A 17,367-nucleotide genomic window follows, 5' to 3' on the forward strand; every position below is an offset into this window, starting at 1 on the left:
CCACCCTAATATGTAATATTAATTCCTAGTACTTTCACTTTCTCACTGATCTTATTTGCTACATTTTTTAACTCATTTTCAATATACTTTATACCTTTAAACCTCATGCGGCTAATAGGTCCTGAAACACTTATCCCTGCTGCAATCTTTCCTTTACTATTATATATTGGTGCAGAAATACATCCTAAACCATATTCATACTCTTCTATATCGTAAGAAATTTGCTCTGCTATTATCTTTTTTCTTTCTAACAAAAAATCCTCATAATTTGATATAGTGTTTACTGTTCTTTTTTGATTATGCCTTTTAAAATAAGCTTTAATCATTTCGTCATCCTGATAACTAAGAAATATTTTTCCCATAGATGAACAATGCAGAGGAGATACGGGTATTAATCTTGAAACAAGTACTGAACTTTCTCCATTTACACTGGAAATTGTCACTACATTATCCTCATCTAATATTCCCAAATTTGTAGATTCTCCAGTTTTTGCAGAAAGATCAACCATAAAAGGTTTTGCAATCAAATTTAAGTCAACTTTGGATTTCACTTTTTCACTATACTGAATAAAGATTAACCCTAAACCATATTTCCCATTTTTATCTTTTTCTATAATAGAATTTTGAAAAAGGGTATTTAAAATTCTATATACTGTTGCTTTAGGTAAGTCAAGATTAGAAGATATTTCGGAAACACCAATAGGAACCTCTGATTTATATATTTCATTTATAATTTGAATCGCTCTATCAACCATAGAAATACTATCATAATTTTGTGAATTATTAGTCAAAAGGGACTCCCTCCTCTATTACACTATGTTAATATAATAATATTATCTATAAATTACGTCAATTTATTATTGAATATTTATAAACATTGTTGAATATTTATTGAAAATATTTTGATACATGCTATAATAGTTTTTGAAACACCGTTTCAGAATCAATTTTCATTATAAGGAGATAATTTAGCATGAAAAATAAATTTTTATCTAAAAGATATTGGAATAGTATATCCACTCCAATGGGTGAAAGTAATGATCTTTTAAAAAAATTTGATGATATTATTGATTTCAGTCTCGGAGATCCTGATATTACAACTAGTGAAATTATAATAAAAAAAGCATTTGAAGATGCCATGAATGGCCATACACACTATACAGACTCTTTAGGTGATCCAGAACTTCGTAAAGAAATACGCAAATTTTACTTAAATAAATATGATTATAACGTTAAAAGTGATGAATGCATGATCACTACAAGTGGATGTCATGCAATGTGGTTGACTCTAGAAGCCATTCTCGATGATGGAGATGAAGTCATAATACATGATCCTTATTTTACTCCATATCCACAGCAAATAAAACTAGCTAGAGGTATTCCTGTACATCTTGAAACCTTTGAAGAAGAAGGATTTCAAGTAAATCCTAAAAGATTAGAAAACTTAATTACTAATAGAACAAAAGCGATAATAATAAATACACCAAACAACCCTTCAGGAACATGTTTTAAAAAGGAAACACTTAAAGAAATTGCAGAAATTGCTATTAAATATGATTTAATCGTAATTGCGGATGATATTTATACACTATTTAGCTACGAAGAACCATTTATTCCAATTACTACTCTTGAAAAAATGCGTGAGCGTACAATTACAATTGGCAGTTTCTCCAAAAACTATGCCATGACAGGATGGAGAATAGGCTACCTTATTGCACCTTCATTTATCATTCAAACTGCTAAAGATATAAATGAAAATAATGTGTTTGCCTCACCTTCAATATCCCAGCGTGCTGCGATTCATGCACTTAAAAATAGAGATAAAATACAACCGCAGATTGCTTGCGAATATAAAAAGAGGATTTTTTACGCCTATGATAGAATTTGTTCAATTCCAAATATGTCAGTTTTAAAGCCACGGGGTAGTATTTACCTTTTTGTCAATATAAAAGCTACAGGACTTAGTTCAAAAGAAGTAGCAGATAAAATGCTAAATGAGGCTCATGTTCTTGTACTTCCTGGTAATGCTTTCGGTAAATGTGGTGAAGGATACATACGACTTGCCATGACAGTAAATACCAAAAAAATGAATGAAGCATTTAATCGTATAGAAAAAATGAACATTTTTAATAAATGCATGGTATCTGCCTTGTAACAGAGGGCTTCTTTGAAGCCCTACAATATACTACTTTGTAATTTGTAATATTTACTTCCAGCGTATATCTGCTTTTCTCCTTGGTACAGTTCTTAGATATTTCACATTAGGATATCCAACTATCATGAAAGTTACAACCTTTCTCCCTTTCTTAACTCCAAGAAACTTACTTATTTTTTCATCCATTTGGGCAGCCACAGCAGAAAAACCACTAAACAACGTTCCAAGTCCTAAAGAATTAATCATAAGTTCCATATTTGAAGATGCTAAAGCTCCATTTACTTCCTGTCTTGCCGTAACAACTATTACTACTGGAGCATTAAAAAATAATCTATCGTTTTTAGGGTTTTCTTTATATTCCTTATACATATCAATCCATATTTTAGCATATCTTTGATAAAGTATATTTTTTTCATTTGTATCTTTAAGTATTTTTTCTCCAACTTGATTTAAACTTTCAATTATTAATTTTCTTAAATCCTGTATTCCATCTCTTACAACTATATAAGATACATCCTGCATATTGCTTGCTGTTTGGGTAAATCTTCCGGCTTCTATAATTTTAAGAATTTTTTCATCTTCTATTTTTTTATCCTTAAACTGTCTTATAGTTCTTCTGAACTTGATAAAATTTAATAAAGTATCAGCATCTACGGAAAAATCTTCTTTATTGTATTCTTTTATATCTTCCATGTTATATTCGTCTGTTGATACTGCACTTTTAGGACACACCGCAATACAGTGCCCGCATTTTATGCAAGTAATATTATTTATTTTAGCTTTACCATCTATTATCTCTATGTCTCTTGCAAAACAATCTTTAACACATTGTCCGCATCCTATACACTTTTCACTATTTACATTCATCATAAAGTCTCTACTCCTTTTTCAATGTAATTTTATCCGATGACTATCTACTCTTAATATTCGCCTTTCTCTAAGTGAAAGTATTAAGAGTAGTTACATCCCTGGATAACGATCTCTAAGCATTATGTGGAATCAAAACTCCATCTGATGCCAAGAATTCTGTTTATACTTTCTTTATTCATATTTTAAAGCAGGGTTGCTTTAAAACATAATATACCATTACTAAAACCTTTAATGAGATTTCCCTCATATTTTATATAAACCGGATTACCACTATAAACAGGATGAACATACTTTACTTCTATTTCATTGGTTTGAGATGTATCACAAAGTTCTTTCAGTATAAATAATCCTTGTACAACAGGATTTTCCGTGAGATGAATAGAATTTGTATCTCCTGTAAGATGACTAAAATCTGCAATTTCTTTTTTTGAAAAATTACGCCATAAAGTACCCACATCTTTGATAGATTCTAATTGAGTAGCTTCTTTAACTGTAGCATTCATCATTAAATAAACTGTTAATGTTTCTACAACTTCATTATTAACATATCCACTACAGTTGATTACAGAAAGTCGTCTATTGCTTTTTATAATCTCATTTTTATAAGTTTCTTTATCTGATTTTGATTGAAATCGTTGATATTTTACCTTGGCAATAAATGCACCATCATAAAAAAAATCATCCTTTGTAGCAAATGCTCTAAATAAATCTATCATTTTATTCCCACCTTATAAATACTTTATACAATATATCTAAGCTATTTTTCATCCGATGGCTAGCTACCAGCCGTAATACCCTTCTTATAAAGTGGGGAATAACGGCTGCTACGACTCTGGATAAAGATTTCCCCTAAAGGATAACGTCTTCTAAGTGCTAAAGCACTAAGAATCCTGTTAATAAGTTTCAGATGGAGAAAAAACTCTACCTGAAACCAAGAACTCTGTTTATATTTTCTATTTGTGACTTATATTTAAGATATAGCAATAGTTTTACTTAGTGTATTCTGTAAGTAATCTTTTAAATCCATCATAATTGTATTTAAACGCAAATCTCACCACATTTCTTCGTTCATCCCCATTCATATCACCTTCCAGGGAATCCAGTAACATATTAAGCATATTGTAAAACACCATTCTTATTACTTTATAATTTTGAGTTGTCCTACAGTTATCTGCAAAATTATATTTTTGCAGATAACTACATTCCCGCTGTATTATATTTTCTAATATCTCTTCTTTCAAATTTTCATATTTTGTACCTTTGCTGCACCTTAATAATATTAACAATCTTTTACGATTTGCTATTAAATCCTCTACCTGTTTATGATTTGGAACATACCTTTCTAAATCTTGTTCATTATTAAAAAAGGCTTTTGTTAATATTGGAAATATATTAGAATTATAATTTCTAAAAGCATCTACAAAAGATTGTGGTAAAACAGTATAAAATAAATTTTCTTTGTTTTTAAAATAAATATAAATATTTCCTACTGATATATTTGCTTTTTCAGAAATATCCTTCATTTTTGTGTTAAGATACCCTTTTTCTAAAAATATATCTATCGCCGAACTTTCAATTGCCTGCCTAATTTTGTCTTTTTTTATTTGAGCCATTTTATCCCCGCCAATATAAAACTGAATATGTAATTCATTTTATAATATGATAGTTTATTTGTCAATAAAGTCTGGATGGTATTATAAATATTTAAACTGGATGTTTTTGAAATACACTCAAGTTGATATAATAAGTTTAAGAACAACCTTAGCTAAGCGAGTGATTATATGGAAATTAAAATAAACAGGAAAAGTAAAATTGCTTTATACATTCAAATTGAAAACCAAATAAAAAATATGATTTATTCCAAAATACTTCCTAAAAACTACATATTACCATCTGAAAGACAACTTGCAAATACATTAAAAGTTAATAGAAGTACCATAATTAAAGCTTATGAAGAGCTCAAAGAAAAAGGTCTCATTGATTCAAATGCTAGAAGAGGCACTTATATTAGCTTTTACGATAACCATGAGGAAAATGATCATAAAAAGTACTTGTTTTGGGACGAAATATACAGCAAAAGTTCAAATAATAATTTTGACAATACAATAACTAAAATTATGAATACCGATATCAATAGCAAAATGATTTCCTTTGGTGGTGGTATGCCATCACCAGATCTATTTCCTCAATTGGAATTTCAGAAAATACAAATTGATTTATTAAAAAATGAAGCAAAGAACATGTTTTTTCAAAGTCCAGTATCTGGAAACAAAGATTTAAAAAATGAAATTAAAAAACTTATGTTAAATAGAGAAGTTAGAATATCTACAAGCGACATAATTGTTACTTCTGGTTCTCAGCAGGGGTTGGATTTAGTTGTAAGAACTTTTGTAAATTATAATGATGTAATATTAGTGGAAAACCCAACGTTCTTCGGAGCTATCCAACTTCTTCAGACACTGGGTGCTAAAATCATAAGTATTCCTATGGATAAATGCGGTATGAAAGTTGATGTGCTAGAATATTTAATTAACGAATTTAACCCAAAATTTATTTATACCATACCAAATTTTCAAAATCCAACAGGAATCACTATGAGTCTTGAAAGAAGATATGATCTCATTAAAATTTCAGAAAAATATGGAATTCCCATAATTGAAGATGATCCCTATGGTGAACTCAGATATGAAGGTAACTATCTTCCGCCTTTAAAAGCATTAGATAAAAGTGGTTATGTAATATATTTAAGTACCTTTTCAAAAGTAATTTCTCTCGGTTTAAGAGTGGGCTGGATCGCTGCTCCAGAAAGGGTAATAGCTAAACTGAGTTTGTTTAAGCAACTTACTGATTTACATGTAAATACCTTAAGTCAGCATATTGTATGTGAATTTTTAAGACAGGGCTATTATAAAAAGCATGTTAAAAAAATAAGAAAAAGCTATTCTCTAAAAAGAGATTTGATGTCTGAAAAACTTACAAGCAATATTAGAAGTATAAAGTTTTTTAAACCTGAAGGTGGCTTTTACATTTGGTGTAAGCTTCCAGATAATATTTGCTTAAAGTCACTTTTAAAAAGGTCTTTAAAAAATGGAGTAAATTATGTCACTGGAGACTCCTTCTACATTAAAAAAGATGAAAAAGGTAATTTTATAAGGTTAAATTTTACTTATCCTAAAAATGAAGAAATTATAAAAGGTATAAAGTTATTGCAACTTAGTATATCTGAAATAATTTAAAGGAGATGTTTAACTTGAAAAAAATTGGTTTAATAGGCGGTATGAGTTTTGAATCCACTTTGGAATATTACAGAATTATAAATGAAACTGTTAAAAAAACTTTAGGAGGACTTCATTCAGCTGAATGTATATTATATTCGGTAGACTTTAATGAAATAGAAATTCTTCAACATCAAAATAAGTGGGAGGAATTATCAAATATAATGGTTAATGCTGCTCAAAGTCTTAAAAAAGGTGGCGCTGATTTTATCATAATATGTACTAATACAATGCATAAACTAGCTCCTGATATAGAAAGTAAAGTTGGAATCAAGGTTTTACATATAGCAGAAGCTGCAGGTAAAAAAATAATTGAAAAAAATATAAAAACTGTAGGACTCCTTGGAACAAAATTTACTATGGAAGAGGATTTTTATAAAAAAGTGCTGAAAGATAAATTCAATATAAACGTAAGTATTCCAGATGAAAATGATAGAGAAGTTATTCACCAAATCATATACAATGAATTATGCAAAGGTATAATAAAGGATCCATCAAGAGAAAAATATAAAAAAATAATAAACAAGTTATCTTTAAATGGTGCTGAGGGAATAGTTCTTGGCTGCACTGAAATACCTCTTTTGATAAAACAAAAGGATGTAAACATTCCAATATTTGATACAACAGCAATTCATGCTGTTTCTGCTGTTGAGTTTGCCTTAGATTAAATGGCATAGACAAAATCTATTATTTACAGACTCAACTTTCTCAGTTTAAGAACTTTGTGAAGCAAAGTTTTTGAAAATAACAAAGTTCAAATAACAAAGAACAGATAAAGATGATTTCCATCGTACCTCAGGAAATCTATAATTTTAATATTTCCTGACGTTAGGAAGAAAATTATCCTTATTTGATATTTGAACTTTGAACTTTGTTCTTTAAAATATTGCTCCGCAATATTTTTACATTAAGTCAAAATTTTATATATGCAAAAATTAAGTAATAGATTTTAAGATATCCATGACAACAATATCAAAATTTTCTCAGACAATGGTAATATAACTATATCAGGCAACTAATTTGTTTTAACTACAGCATTTCCACATGGTGCTGCAGACTTTCCACGCATAAATGATAATACTATTGCTGATATAACACATATTGCTGCTACAATACATGTAACCTTAGTTGAAAACCTAAATTCTGCTTGCCACAGCAATGTACTTTTCAACCCCTTTGATATGAATGCAGCTGCTGACTTGTTCATACTAAAAGCAATAAGTGCTGCAGAAATTGCCTCCCCTGACATCATCCCAAAAGTTCTCATTGTACCAAGAGCTGCTGAGGCAACTCCCCTTCTATCTGCAGTTACACTTCCCATTACTGCACTGGTATTTGGAGTTTGAAAAAATCCTCCTCCTAACCCATATATAAAGAAAACTACAGCTAACATCCAAATTGGTGTTGAAGCATTAAATCCTCCAACGAATAAAGTAGCTAATGCCATTACTGCAAGTCCAATACATCCTATATAGCGGCTATCAAAATTATCTGAGATTGTACCACTTAACGGAGCTGCTATAATCATAGCTATTGACATAGGCAACATCATTACTCCAGACATAAAAGGAGTAAGCATTCTCATCTTTTGCAAATAATAAGGCGCTAGAAAAACTAAAATAAATTCTCCCATGTAAAAAAACATAGCTGCAAAAGTACTTCCTGTAAAAACTCTATTTTTAAAAAGCTCCATATTAAGTATTGGATGCTTAGATTTCTTTTCAAATGCAATAAACAATAAAAGTACAAAAATACCTCCTAAAAAAGAAACAATGCTTCCAATATTAAAATAAGATTTACTTAAAAGGTTTAATGGAAGTAATATTAAGAAGATCGCGGCAATAATTAATGTACTTCCTGCAAAATCAAACTGAACTTCATTTCTTCTTTTATCATCTTTTTTAATAACTTTAATAGCTAATATAGAGACAACTATACCAATTGGAACATTTATAAAAAATATACTGCTCCAACCTGCCCTAGAAGCCAAAAGTCCTCCTAATGCTGGACCTGTACAAACAGCCACGGCTACAGAAATGGCTATCATTCCTAAGGATTTCCCCCTATTTTTAGGTTCTACTGCATCAATTATAATTGGACTGCCGCTGGAAGAAATCATAGAAGCTCCAGTTGCTTGAGTGATTCTAAAAATAATCAACATGACAATAGACGTTGATAGTGCACAAAAAAGGGAACTTATTGTAAATAACATTAAACCAGCTACATAAATTTTCTTATGTCCAAACATATCGGAAAGCCTTCCAAATGTAAGCTGTGTTGCACCAAGCACCATTAAATAACCTACTATTATCCATTCTATAGACGACATACCGGCATGAAAATACGACTGCATTATTGGCAGAGCGGTATTTACAACATTTATATCAAAACTAGATATAAATGTACCAAGCATAATTATAATTACTGTACTTACTCCTGTTTTACTTTTCACTGAATTCATATTTACAGCCTCCAAATCAGAATGTGAATGTTTATTCTTGTTTATGTTGATTATATTACGCCAAGTTTATCCATAAGTCAATATATAAATAAGAACTTTTATTCATATTTTTTATTGACAACATATTATTATTTTTTTAAAATGTTGATATAAGGGATGTGATAACATGATAAATGAACGTAAAATAAGAGAACCCCAGCAAAAAAGAAGTATAGAAAAAAAGGATAAAATACTTAAAGCCGGCTATAAACTGATTTGTAAAAATGGGTATTACAAGACAACAACCTCAGAAATAGCAACTGAGGCTGGTGTTTCAATAGGATGTCTTTATTCTTACTTTAAAGATAAACATACAATTTTTTTAGACATTCTTAAAAAATATCAGGCACAATTTGATAAACTTCGAGATGAATTTATGAATAAAATGCTGCTTTTTAAATCACCAGAAGAATGTTTCCGTGAATTCATGTTAATACTTATAGATATTCATGATAAATCTGTGGATTTTCAAAGAGAAGTAAGAACACTTTACTACTATGATCCAGAGGTTGCAGCACTTTCAGATGATCAAAGACAAAAAATACAAGATGCTGCACTTTATTCTATAAAACTATATAAAGAATACATTGATATAGACGATTATGAAGCTGCCGCCATAGTTACATCACTTATTATAAATTCTGTAGTAGACGATGTTTCTCTTTATAAAAGCTCAATTGACAGGAATCGTATTTTAGATGAAACTGTTAAAGCTTTATGTAGATATTTAAAAATGAAGCCAATAAATCACTTAAATAAGTACTAATACCTGCCATTATAGCTAAAATGGCAGGTATATATACTCTTATTTGAAGATTTTATCCTCTACCACAACACTTTTTATACTTCTTTCCACTTCCACAAGGACAAGGATCATTTCTTCCTATCTTTTTTTTGTTAACTGCAGTAGGCTGACTAAGTTCCATAGGGGTATATCCTTTTATAGTCCACTGCCTTATATTATTAGCAAATTTAATAACTTCACTTCCAATAAAATTTGATTCATCAACATTCGAAAGCTGAAAGTTACTTAAGAAATCTGAAATAGCATCAGAAATTTTTTCATCATTTTTAATATCTGCCTCTAAGGAAAATATTAAATCTTCTGCTACATTAACATCTATATCAAAATTATTTATTAAAAAGCTATGAAATTTCTTATATGCTTTTGTTTTATCCTGAAAATCTGCTCTTGCTGCTGCCAACAATTCTTCTTTTTTGAAAGGATAAAAATCCAAATCAATTCTTTTACGCTGCTTTAAAAATATATCATCCACATTATCAACTAAAACATCATTACCTATATTCCTATCATACTCAAATTCATTATAATAAGCTGCTCCATTTTCTAATACAATTTTAAGATCCATACTTGATAAATCAAAATCAATATATTTTTTTATTAATTGCTTAAAATCATCAATATGAATAACACCATAATAATTACACATTCCCCAAAATAGTTTTATAACTTGTCCGTTATTTTTCATTCTATCTCTCAAACTTTTGTTATCTTTATTTAAAACTATTTTTTGCAATTCTTCTGGCATAATAATGACATCTTCTTCATTTAGTATTCCTGTAAAAAGAAATGCCATATCCCTAAAATAACCAATATCATTTATTTGTATATCTGTATATCGAACTTTACAAAATTTTTTTCTTGCAAGGTCAATTAAGAATTCAAATCTTTCAACATCTATATTTTCTATAAGAAAATATGACTTTTCCTCGTATAATTCTAATATTCTATTTTTTAGTTCCTCTTTCTTTAGACTTGAAATTTTATTTATATAGAGATTTCTGGCTATATTCAGCAATTCAACTTTTGTTAGTCTATTTAAATGATATTCCAGTGAAAAGTCTTCTTCAATAGGCTTCCAACTTTTAAGTTCTTTCTTTAATTCAGTTTTCATTATCTTGTCTTCATCTTCATAAGAAAACTCCTCAAATTCATCCTCCTTTCTTACACATGCAATTTTGTTTGCGGCATTTACTTTTAAATATGTATTATCTTTAGTTTCCTCCAATATATAAAACACCTCTTAAAAATTATAAATTAAATTTACTACACCATAATATGTCTTTACCTGAAAATTTTATATCATTTATAGAAATAATGCAACATTCTCTTTTATTCCTCTCATTCCCAAAACATTTATTGAATTAATTTTTATTTACTAAAAATTAATTTAACAGCTATTAACATCATTAAAATACCAAATAATTTTCTCATAATACCTACTGGTATTACATGAGACATTTTAGCTCCTAAAACTGAGCCTATAACTAAAAATATGCATATTAATATTCCTGCTAAAATATTGACATTTCCATTTTTATAGTAATCCATAAATGCAAGTATGCCTACCGGAGGTAATAAAATTGCAAGAGATGTGCCTTGGGCTTTTAACTGGGTAAATCCACATAGATAAATTAATGCAGGTACTATTATAATTCCTCCACCTATACCAAATAATCCGCTCAAAATACCTGCGATACATCCAATAACAATAAATAAAACAATATTACTCACTTATTTAACCTCCTTGTCTCGTTATATAAATTACAGAGCACATCTATGGCAATTGATAAATAATTTTATATAAACAAATTAACGTTAGAATCTTCTGCTTCTCCTAAATAGTATCCTACACCACCTACTTTAACTCCATCTATTAGCTCTTCTTGTTTAAGTCCCATTACATCCATACTCATCTGACATGCAACTATTTCTATTCCACTATCAATAGCTGCTTTAATTAGCTCATCTAGTGAAGAAACATTTTTATTTCTCATTACCATTTTCATCATTTTTGTACCCATTCCAAGCATATTCATTTTGGAAAGCTTTAATCTTTTAGCTCCTCTTGGCATCATAAATCCAAACATCTTATCCATAAATCCCTTTGAGACACTAACTTTTTCATGCTTTCTTAAAATATTAAGTCCCCAAAATGTAAAAAACATTGTAACTTTTTTACCCATAGCCGCTGCTCCGTTAGCTATTATAAAGGATGCTAAAGCTTTATCCAAATCTCCACTAAACACAACTAATGTTTTATTGTCTTTCTGTGCAATGGTACCATTATTAACTGAATTACTGTTTGAAACTGCTTGTTTTTTATTGCCTTTTTTTATAAAAGCTATTATATTACCTTTTTCCTTTTTCCTGTCAAGGAGTTCATTATTAGTTCTTTCACACCAAGATTTTATATCCTCATAAAATCCCTGATCTGATGCCGTTACCTTTAATACTTCTCCTTCTTTCATATCCTGTATATTACTATTAACACGCATTAAAGGTCCTGGGCAGCATATTCCACAAGCATCAAGGTTTTTGTCAAAGTCTCCTTTTTTATATGCTTCATCAGCTTCTTTATATTCATTTAAATTGCTCTCTAAACTTACATTAGATTTTTTCCCTCTTAAATCCATAGAACCGCCTTCACCACTATTATTCATTACAACATCTCTTGGTTTAAACTTACCCATAGTATAGGTTTTATATCCACCTGTTAGATTTTTGACTTTAAATCCATTTGACCTTAAAATTCTTGCAACTATATACCCTCTAAGTCCTACCTGACAATAAATTAATATTTCTTTGCTTTTATCCAGTTCATTCATTCTAGCTCTTATATCTTCTGAAGGTATATTTATAGCTCCTTCTATGATTCCATTGCTGCATTCTAATTCAGTTCTTACATCAACAAGTTGTGTTTTATCCTTATCTCTATTATCTATGTCCTCTGTAAGTATTATTTCATCTTTGCCAGTTAAGACATTTTCCGCAATAAACCCAGCCATATTTACAGGATCTTTAGCTGAAGAATAAGGCGGTGCATATGCAAGTTCCAATTCTGTTAAATCATAAACCGTTCCACCAAGCCTCATAGTAATAGCTATATCATCAATTCTCTTATCTACCCCAGCATATCCAAAGGCTTGAGCTCCTAGTATCTTTCCTTCATCATTGAAAATAAGCTTTATTGTCATTGGTGCTGCACCTGGGTAGTAGCCAGCACTTGAATTAGGATGAAGATATATAGCCTTATATTGTATGTTCTTTGATTTTAATGTTCTCTCGTTGTTCCCTGTGCTTGAACCTGTCAATCCAAATACTTTAATAATTGCTGTTCCCATTGTTCCTTTATAAATTGAATTTAAACCACATATATTATCTGCTGCAATCCTTCCCTGCTTATTTGCTGGTCCAGCAAGTGCAATAGCAGTTTTACTTTCATTTACAAAATCAACTACTTCAATAGCATCTCCTACTGCATATACCCCTTCCACTTTAGTTTCCATTTTATTATTTACTATTATATGACCTTTAGTTCCAAACTCTATTCCTGAATCCTTTAAAAAGGCAGTATCCGGTTTTACTCCTATAGCAAGTATAATCATATCTGCATACAAAATTTTCCCACTGTTTAGAATTACATTTACTCCTGTTCCATCTTCTTTAAATTCCTTAACCCCATCATTTAATACAATTCCTACGCCGTTATCCTCTAATTCTTTTTCTGCAAAAGTTACCATTTCTGAATCAAAAGGTGCTAATATATGTGGTGCCGCTTCAACTAAAGCTGTATTTAAGGCTCTTTCTTTAAGATTCTCAGCCATTTCAACTCCTATATATCCTCCACCAATAACAATTGCATTTTTTACATTTTCTTTATCCACATAAGCTTTTATTTTATCAGTATCAGGTACATTTCTTAGTGTAAATATCTTGTCACTTTGTATTCCAGGAATAGGGGGTTTAATAGGAGTTGCCCCAGGTGATAAAATTAAATAATCATAGTTTTCTTCATACTCTCCCTTGTCTTTACTACTAACCCTTACTTTTTTACTTTTAGTATCTACTGTTATTACTTCACTATTTACTCTAATATCAATATTAAAACTTGCCTTCATGGCCTCAGGAGTTTGCACTAACAGCTTTTCTCTTTCTTTTATGGTTTCCCCAATATAATAAGGTAATCCACAATTTGCAAAAGATATATATTCACCTTTTTCAAACAATATTATTTCTGCATTTTCATCAAGTCTTCTAAGTCTTGCAGCAGCTGATGCTCCTCCAGCTACTCCTCCAACTATCACTATTTTTTTCATATATATTTCCTCCAATCATTACATTCTCCGTTATCTAAAAGGCCTTTTTCTATACAACCAAATGTGATAATAATTTAAGTATCTCAGCAGTTGCATTATATTTATTAGAATTCTTATCTATAATCTTTCCCTTCTCTTCAAATACCATGTATGATTATTGCATTCATATATTGAGATATAACGATATAATTGTCAATAATTTTTACTAAAACATATCTTTTTCATTATATTTTAAATTTTAATCCATAATGTTCAGTATTAATATTTACTTCCTCTAAAAATGTAAAATCTAAAGTTTCAACTAAATTTCTTACTTCTTCTTTTGATATTCTTTCATTTGCAGGTGGTCCATCTTTCATATCTCTTTTATCCCAATCAATTATATAAACATATCCTTTATCTTTTAGTACTCTTTTTGCTTCAGTGAAAAATCTTACCTTATCCTCTATTTCATGAACAACATTACATACAAAAACATAATCAATAGAACTATCTTCTACTGGAAAAGAATATTCTTCACTTTTTTTAAATTCTATATTAGATATATCTCCTGCTTTTTCTCGCGCAATATCAAGAATTTCTGTCATTATATCTACACCAATTACATTTCCATTAGTAATAATTTTTGATGCTGGTATAGTAAAATAACCTATGCCGCAACCTATATCAATCAATGTACCTTTATCCCCTATTTTAAACTTTTTTAAAGTTTCTTCAGGAGGCATACTCTCTCTTCTTTTTAGATTATCCAATTTCTCTAACTTTTTAATATCAAATTTATGCATTTAACCACTCCCTTCATTCCACAGTTATTTATATTTTTAACATGAAGAAGAATTTGGACTACTTATAGTGAATCCTGGGCTAAACCAATTATTTGAATAATCAATAACTGATCCATTTACATATGTTTCAAGATCCAAATTATAAACAATACTCATCCCTTCTACTTTAACAAGTATATCGTCATTATTTTTTAACTCATCCAGAGCTAATTGTAATTTGGGGCCACCTCAGCCATAACCTCCAAAACTAATTCTTAACATTGCATTTAACATATTTTCATCTTTTTGCTTAATTTTATTAAACTTTTCAACCGCCCGCTTAGTAACCTTAACCATAGTAAATTCACCTTTCTTTAATATTTTTATCTTAACTTATATTTATATAACAAATTATTTTTTAAGTTAAATTTATATTGCTATATTTAAATATAGCAATATAATAGTTAAAAAAATTTTTCCTATTATTTATTTAAAATATGATTTAAACCTTCAAAAGTATGTTCTATAATTTCTGCACACCCTATACCATTCCTCTTTAAATCTTTACATGTTTCTGTGCCATATTTTTGTTTTACATCTTGCATTAATTCTCTTGTAAGTCCTCTTGCTTCATTTTTCTCTGTACCGTTCTCTCTTCCCCTTATAAAACCTATAATTACAGCTGCAGCTCCAACAGCTCCACATGTGCTTCCAACAGTAAACCCTGCACCCATGCCACTGCCAAGGCTTATTGGAATGCTAGTACCATTTTTTTCATTATACACCTTAATTATAGCTTCTCCACAGGTATATCCTTGCTTATGATATTCTGATGCCTTTGTCATAATGTTACCCTCCTAATAAATATATAATAACTTTCTTATATACTTATATTAAGATGCCATTTTATTTTTGTCAATATGCAAATTACATTTATCACAAATTTTATTTACAATAGTTTTCCTTCAATACTTGAATTATATTAACTATCCTTTCGTCTTTAATAAAATAAGTTATTGTCAATCCACTTTTATTTGAATCCAATATTCTGTTAGCTTTAAGTATTGATAAATGTTGGGACAAAGCTGGTTGAGTTAAATAGCTCATTTTTTCATGAAGTTCGCTTACTGTCATAGGTTTTTCTATTAAATAGCACACTATTACCAATCTATTTTCATTAGACAATACTCTTAGTAGTTTTGATATTATTTTAGCCTTTTCTATTTCTTGCATTTATACCCTCCCATATTTTTGTGTATAACTATATTAAATTTGGCACATATAAAATTTTGACTTAATATAAAAACATTGCGAAGCAATTTTTTAAAGAACAAGGTTCAAAGTTCAAATATCAAATAAGGATAATTTTCTTCCTAACGTCAGGAAATATTAAAATTATAGATTTCCTGAGGTACGATGGAAATCATCTTTATCTGTTCTTTGTTATTTGAACTTTGTTATTTTCAAAAGCTTTGCTTTGCAAAGTTTATAAACTGTGAAAGTATTATAACTATATAAGAACATTACTATATAATTATAATACCTATATTATTGTTTTACTTAAATTTTGTCAATATGTGCATAGTGCAGATCTATTTCGTTGCTTTTTTAATTTATCTTATTACAAAATTAAACAAATAACCAGTAAATACTATTCCGAGTGCTACTACCCCAAAGAATACTGCTAATAATTTAGGCTTTAAAACCCTTCTTAAAAGAATTGCCTCTGGCAAACTAAGTGCTGTAACTGCCATCATAAATGCTAGCGATGTTCCCATTGCAACTCCAGCTCTTGTAAGTTCACTAACTAATGGAATTACTCCAGCAGCATTTGAATACAATGGAACTCCAATTACAACTGCTACAAATACTGCAAATGGATTACTCTTTCCTGCATATTTTGCTAATGCTCCTGCTGGAATCCATCCATGTATAAAGCCACCTATAGCAATACCGATTATTACGTACAGCCATATTTTCTTTATCAAATCTCTTGTAAAATTCCAGGAATCAATTAATCTTTCCTTTGTAGTTGGATCCGGCAATTCCAAATCAGAATTCATTTGCATTTTATAAACATATCCTTCCACATACTTTTCCATTTTTAATTTTCCAATTATAATACCACTTATTATCGCAATTATTTCACCAGAAACTACATAAATCACAGCTATTTTTATTCCAAACAGACCATAAAGAAGTCCTAATGCAACTTCATTTACCATTGGCGCAGCTATTAGAAAGGAAAATGTAACTCCAAGAGGTACTCCTGCTTCAACAAAGCCAATAAAAAGCGGCACTGCAGAACATGAACAAAATGGTGTTACAATTCCAAGCAATGCTGCAAGAACATGCCCAATAAATGTACTTCCTTTACTCTTTGCAAGTATCTTTTTCGTTTTTTCCGGCGGAAAGAAGCTTCTTATAAAAGTTATTACATAAATTATAATTAATAGTAAAATAAATATCTTTATTGTATCAAATACAAAGAAATTTAAAGCACTGCCAATTCTACTTTCTTTAACAATTCCAAATACATTATAAATAAGCCAATCAGCAAAAATTTGTAATGGTGTAAACATGGTATCTCTCCCTTCAAATTATCAATGAATCTTACTTAGTGGGAGTTTGTTTCTCCCACTAAGTTTAGATGAATTATCTAGGGGCGTAGCTACTGTTAGC

General features: G+C 29.7%; 17 protein-coding genes. 4 read left to right on the plus strand and 13 right to left on the minus strand.

Annotated elements, in window-relative coordinates; genetic code table 11:
• Window positions 1-5: 5 nt before the first annotated feature.
• Complete coding sequence (locus CLJU_RS14490) at window positions 6-791, minus strand: IclR family transcriptional regulator (RefSeq protein ID WP_013239576.1); 786 nt, start codon at window positions 789-791, stop codon at window positions 6-8.
• 182 nt (window positions 792-973) lie between these two features.
• Here CLJU_RS14490 and CLJU_RS14495 point away from each other — a divergent pair, with 182 nt between their 5' ends.
• Entirely contained in the window at window positions 974-2,155 is a 1,182-nt protein-coding gene (locus CLJU_RS14495) for a pyridoxal phosphate-dependent aminotransferase (protein ID WP_013239577.1), read from the plus strand.
• Between the two features lie 51 nt (window positions 2,156-2,206).
• On the opposite strand, the gene CLJU_RS14500 is transcribed toward CLJU_RS14495, so the two are convergent.
• The 3 genes from CLJU_RS14500 to CLJU_RS14510 form a co-directional block, all read right to left on the minus strand.
• On the minus strand, window positions 2,207-3,025 hold the full coding sequence (locus CLJU_RS14500) for a nitroreductase family protein (protein ID WP_013239578.1): 819 nt from the start codon (window positions 3,023-3,025) through the stop codon (window positions 2,207-2,209).
• A gap of 182 nt (window positions 3,026-3,207) precedes the next feature.
• Window positions 3,208-3,741 (minus strand): MaoC family dehydratase, encoded by a 534-nt coding sequence (locus CLJU_RS14505; protein WP_013239579.1) that lies wholly within the window; start codon window positions 3,739-3,741, stop codon window positions 3,208-3,210.
• Window positions 3,742-4,014: 273 nt separating this feature from the next.
• Entirely contained in the window at window positions 4,015-4,638 is a 624-nt protein-coding gene (locus CLJU_RS14510) for a TetR/AcrR family transcriptional regulator (RefSeq protein ID WP_013239580.1), read from the minus strand.
• A 168-nt stretch (window positions 4,639-4,806) separates the two neighbouring features.
• On the opposite strand from CLJU_RS14510, the gene pdxR reads away from it, so the two are divergent.
• Window positions 4,807-6,261, plus strand: a complete 1,455-nt coding sequence (gene pdxR / locus CLJU_RS14515; RefSeq protein ID WP_013239581.1) for a MocR-like pyridoxine biosynthesis transcription factor PdxR — start codon at window positions 4,807-4,809, stop codon at window positions 6,259-6,261.
• A gap of 14 nt (window positions 6,262-6,275) precedes the next feature.
• A complete protein-coding gene (locus tag CLJU_RS14520) occupies window positions 6,276-6,968 on the plus strand; it encodes an aspartate/glutamate racemase family protein (protein WP_013239582.1) in 693 nt (230 codons plus the stop codon).
• A 347-nt stretch (window positions 6,969-7,315) separates the two neighbouring features.
• Here CLJU_RS14520 and CLJU_RS14525 read toward each other — a convergent pair whose 3' ends face one another.
• On the minus strand, window positions 7,316-8,761 hold the full coding sequence (locus CLJU_RS14525; protein WP_041705156.1) for an MFS transporter: 1,446 nt from the start codon (window positions 8,759-8,761) through the stop codon (window positions 7,316-7,318).
• Window positions 8,762-8,927: 166 nt separating this feature from the next.
• Here CLJU_RS14525 and CLJU_RS21410 point away from each other — a divergent pair, with 166 nt between their 5' ends.
• Window positions 8,928-9,566: a TetR/AcrR family transcriptional regulator gene (locus CLJU_RS21410; protein ID WP_013239584.1), complete on the plus strand. Its 639-nt coding sequence runs from the start codon at window positions 8,928-8,930 to the stop codon at window positions 9,564-9,566.
• Window positions 9,567-9,618: 52 nt separating this feature from the next.
• Here the strand turns inward: CLJU_RS21410 and CLJU_RS14535 are convergent, their stop codons facing one another.
• From CLJU_RS14535 to CLJU_RS14565, 8 genes are all read right to left on the minus strand, one after another.
• Window positions 9,619-10,830, minus strand: a complete 1,212-nt coding sequence (locus CLJU_RS14535) for a YecA/YgfB family protein (protein WP_013239585.1) — start codon at window positions 10,828-10,830, stop codon at window positions 9,619-9,621.
• Window positions 10,831-10,973: 143 nt separating this feature from the next.
• On the minus strand, window positions 10,974-11,336 hold the full coding sequence (locus CLJU_RS14540) for a sulfite exporter TauE/SafE family protein (protein ID WP_013239586.1): 363 nt from the start codon (window positions 11,334-11,336) through the stop codon (window positions 10,974-10,976).
• A 65-nt stretch (window positions 11,337-11,401) separates the two neighbouring features.
• Complete coding sequence (locus tag CLJU_RS14545; RefSeq protein ID WP_013239587.1) at window positions 11,402-13,921, minus strand: CoA-disulfide reductase; 2,520 nt, start codon at window positions 13,919-13,921, stop codon at window positions 11,402-11,404.
• Window positions 13,922-14,145: 224 nt separating this feature from the next.
• Window positions 14,146-14,706 (minus strand): class I SAM-dependent methyltransferase, encoded by a 561-nt coding sequence (locus CLJU_RS14550; RefSeq protein ID WP_013239588.1) that lies wholly within the window; start codon window positions 14,704-14,706, stop codon window positions 14,146-14,148.
• 36 nt (window positions 14,707-14,742) lie between these two features.
• Window positions 14,743-15,042: a HesB/IscA family protein gene (locus CLJU_RS23290; protein WP_338032499.1), complete on the minus strand. Its 300-nt coding sequence runs from the start codon at window positions 15,040-15,042 to the stop codon at window positions 14,743-14,745.
• A gap of 125 nt (window positions 15,043-15,167) precedes the next feature.
• Window positions 15,168-15,530 (minus strand): C-GCAxxG-C-C family (seleno)protein, encoded by a 363-nt coding sequence (locus CLJU_RS14555; RefSeq protein ID WP_013239590.1) that lies wholly within the window; start codon window positions 15,528-15,530, stop codon window positions 15,168-15,170.
• A 100-nt stretch (window positions 15,531-15,630) separates the two neighbouring features.
• Window positions 15,631-15,918 carry an ArsR/SmtB family transcription factor gene (locus CLJU_RS14560; RefSeq protein WP_013239591.1) on the minus strand — a complete coding sequence of 96 codons (288 nt, stop codon included), beginning with the start codon at window positions 15,916-15,918 and terminating at the stop codon, window positions 15,631-15,633.
• A 380-nt stretch (window positions 15,919-16,298) separates the two neighbouring features.
• Window positions 16,299-17,267, minus strand: coding sequence for a permease (locus CLJU_RS14565; protein WP_013239592.1), 969 nt, complete (start codon window positions 17,265-17,267; stop codon window positions 16,299-16,301).
• Between the last annotated feature and the right edge of the window lie 100 nt (window positions 17,268-17,367).

It is taken from the genome of Clostridium ljungdahlii DSM 13528 (assembly GCF_000143685.1).
Lineage (GTDB): Bacteria > Bacillota > Clostridia > Clostridiales > Clostridiaceae > Clostridium_B > Clostridium_B ljungdahlii.

Coding starts and splice junctions, on each gene's coding strand:
- CLJU_RS14495 (WP_013239577.1), top strand. CDS start 974: ATGAAAAATAAATTTTTATCTAAAAGATATTGGAATAGTATATCCACT.
- CLJU_RS14500 (WP_013239578.1), bottom strand. CDS start 3,025: ATGATGAATGTAAATAGTGAAAAGTGTATAGGATGCGGACAATGTGTT.
- CLJU_RS14505 (WP_013239579.1), bottom strand. CDS start 3,741: ATGATAGATTTATTTAGAGCATTTGCTACAAAGGATGATTTTTTTTAT.
- CLJU_RS14510 (WP_013239580.1), bottom strand. CDS start 4,638: ATGGCTCAAATAAAAAAAGACAAAATTAGGCAGGCAATTGAAAGTTCG.
- pdxR (WP_013239581.1), top strand. CDS start 4,807: ATGGAAATTAAAATAAACAGGAAAAGTAAAATTGCTTTATACATTCAA.
- CLJU_RS14525 (WP_041705156.1), bottom strand. CDS start 8,761: ATGAATTCAGTGAAAAGTAAAACAGGAGTAAGTACAGTAATTATAATT.
- CLJU_RS21410 (WP_013239584.1), top strand. CDS start 8,928: ATGATAAATGAACGTAAAATAAGAGAACCCCAGCAAAAAAGAAGTATA.
- CLJU_RS14545 (WP_013239587.1), bottom strand. CDS start 13,921: ATGAAAAAAATAGTGATAGTTGGAGGAGTAGCTGGAGGAGCATCAGCT.
- CLJU_RS14550 (WP_013239588.1), bottom strand. CDS start 14,706: ATGCATAAATTTGATATTAAAAAGTTAGAGAAATTGGATAATCTAAAA.
- CLJU_RS14555 (WP_013239590.1), bottom strand. CDS start 15,530: ATGACAAAGGCATCAGAATATCATAAGCAAGGATATACCTGTGGAGAA.
- CLJU_RS14560 (WP_013239591.1), bottom strand. CDS start 15,918: ATGCAAGAAATAGAAAAGGCTAAAATAATATCAAAACTACTAAGAGTA.
- CLJU_RS14565 (WP_013239592.1), bottom strand. CDS start 17,267: ATGTTTACACCATTACAAATTTTTGCTGATTGGCTTATTTATAATGTA.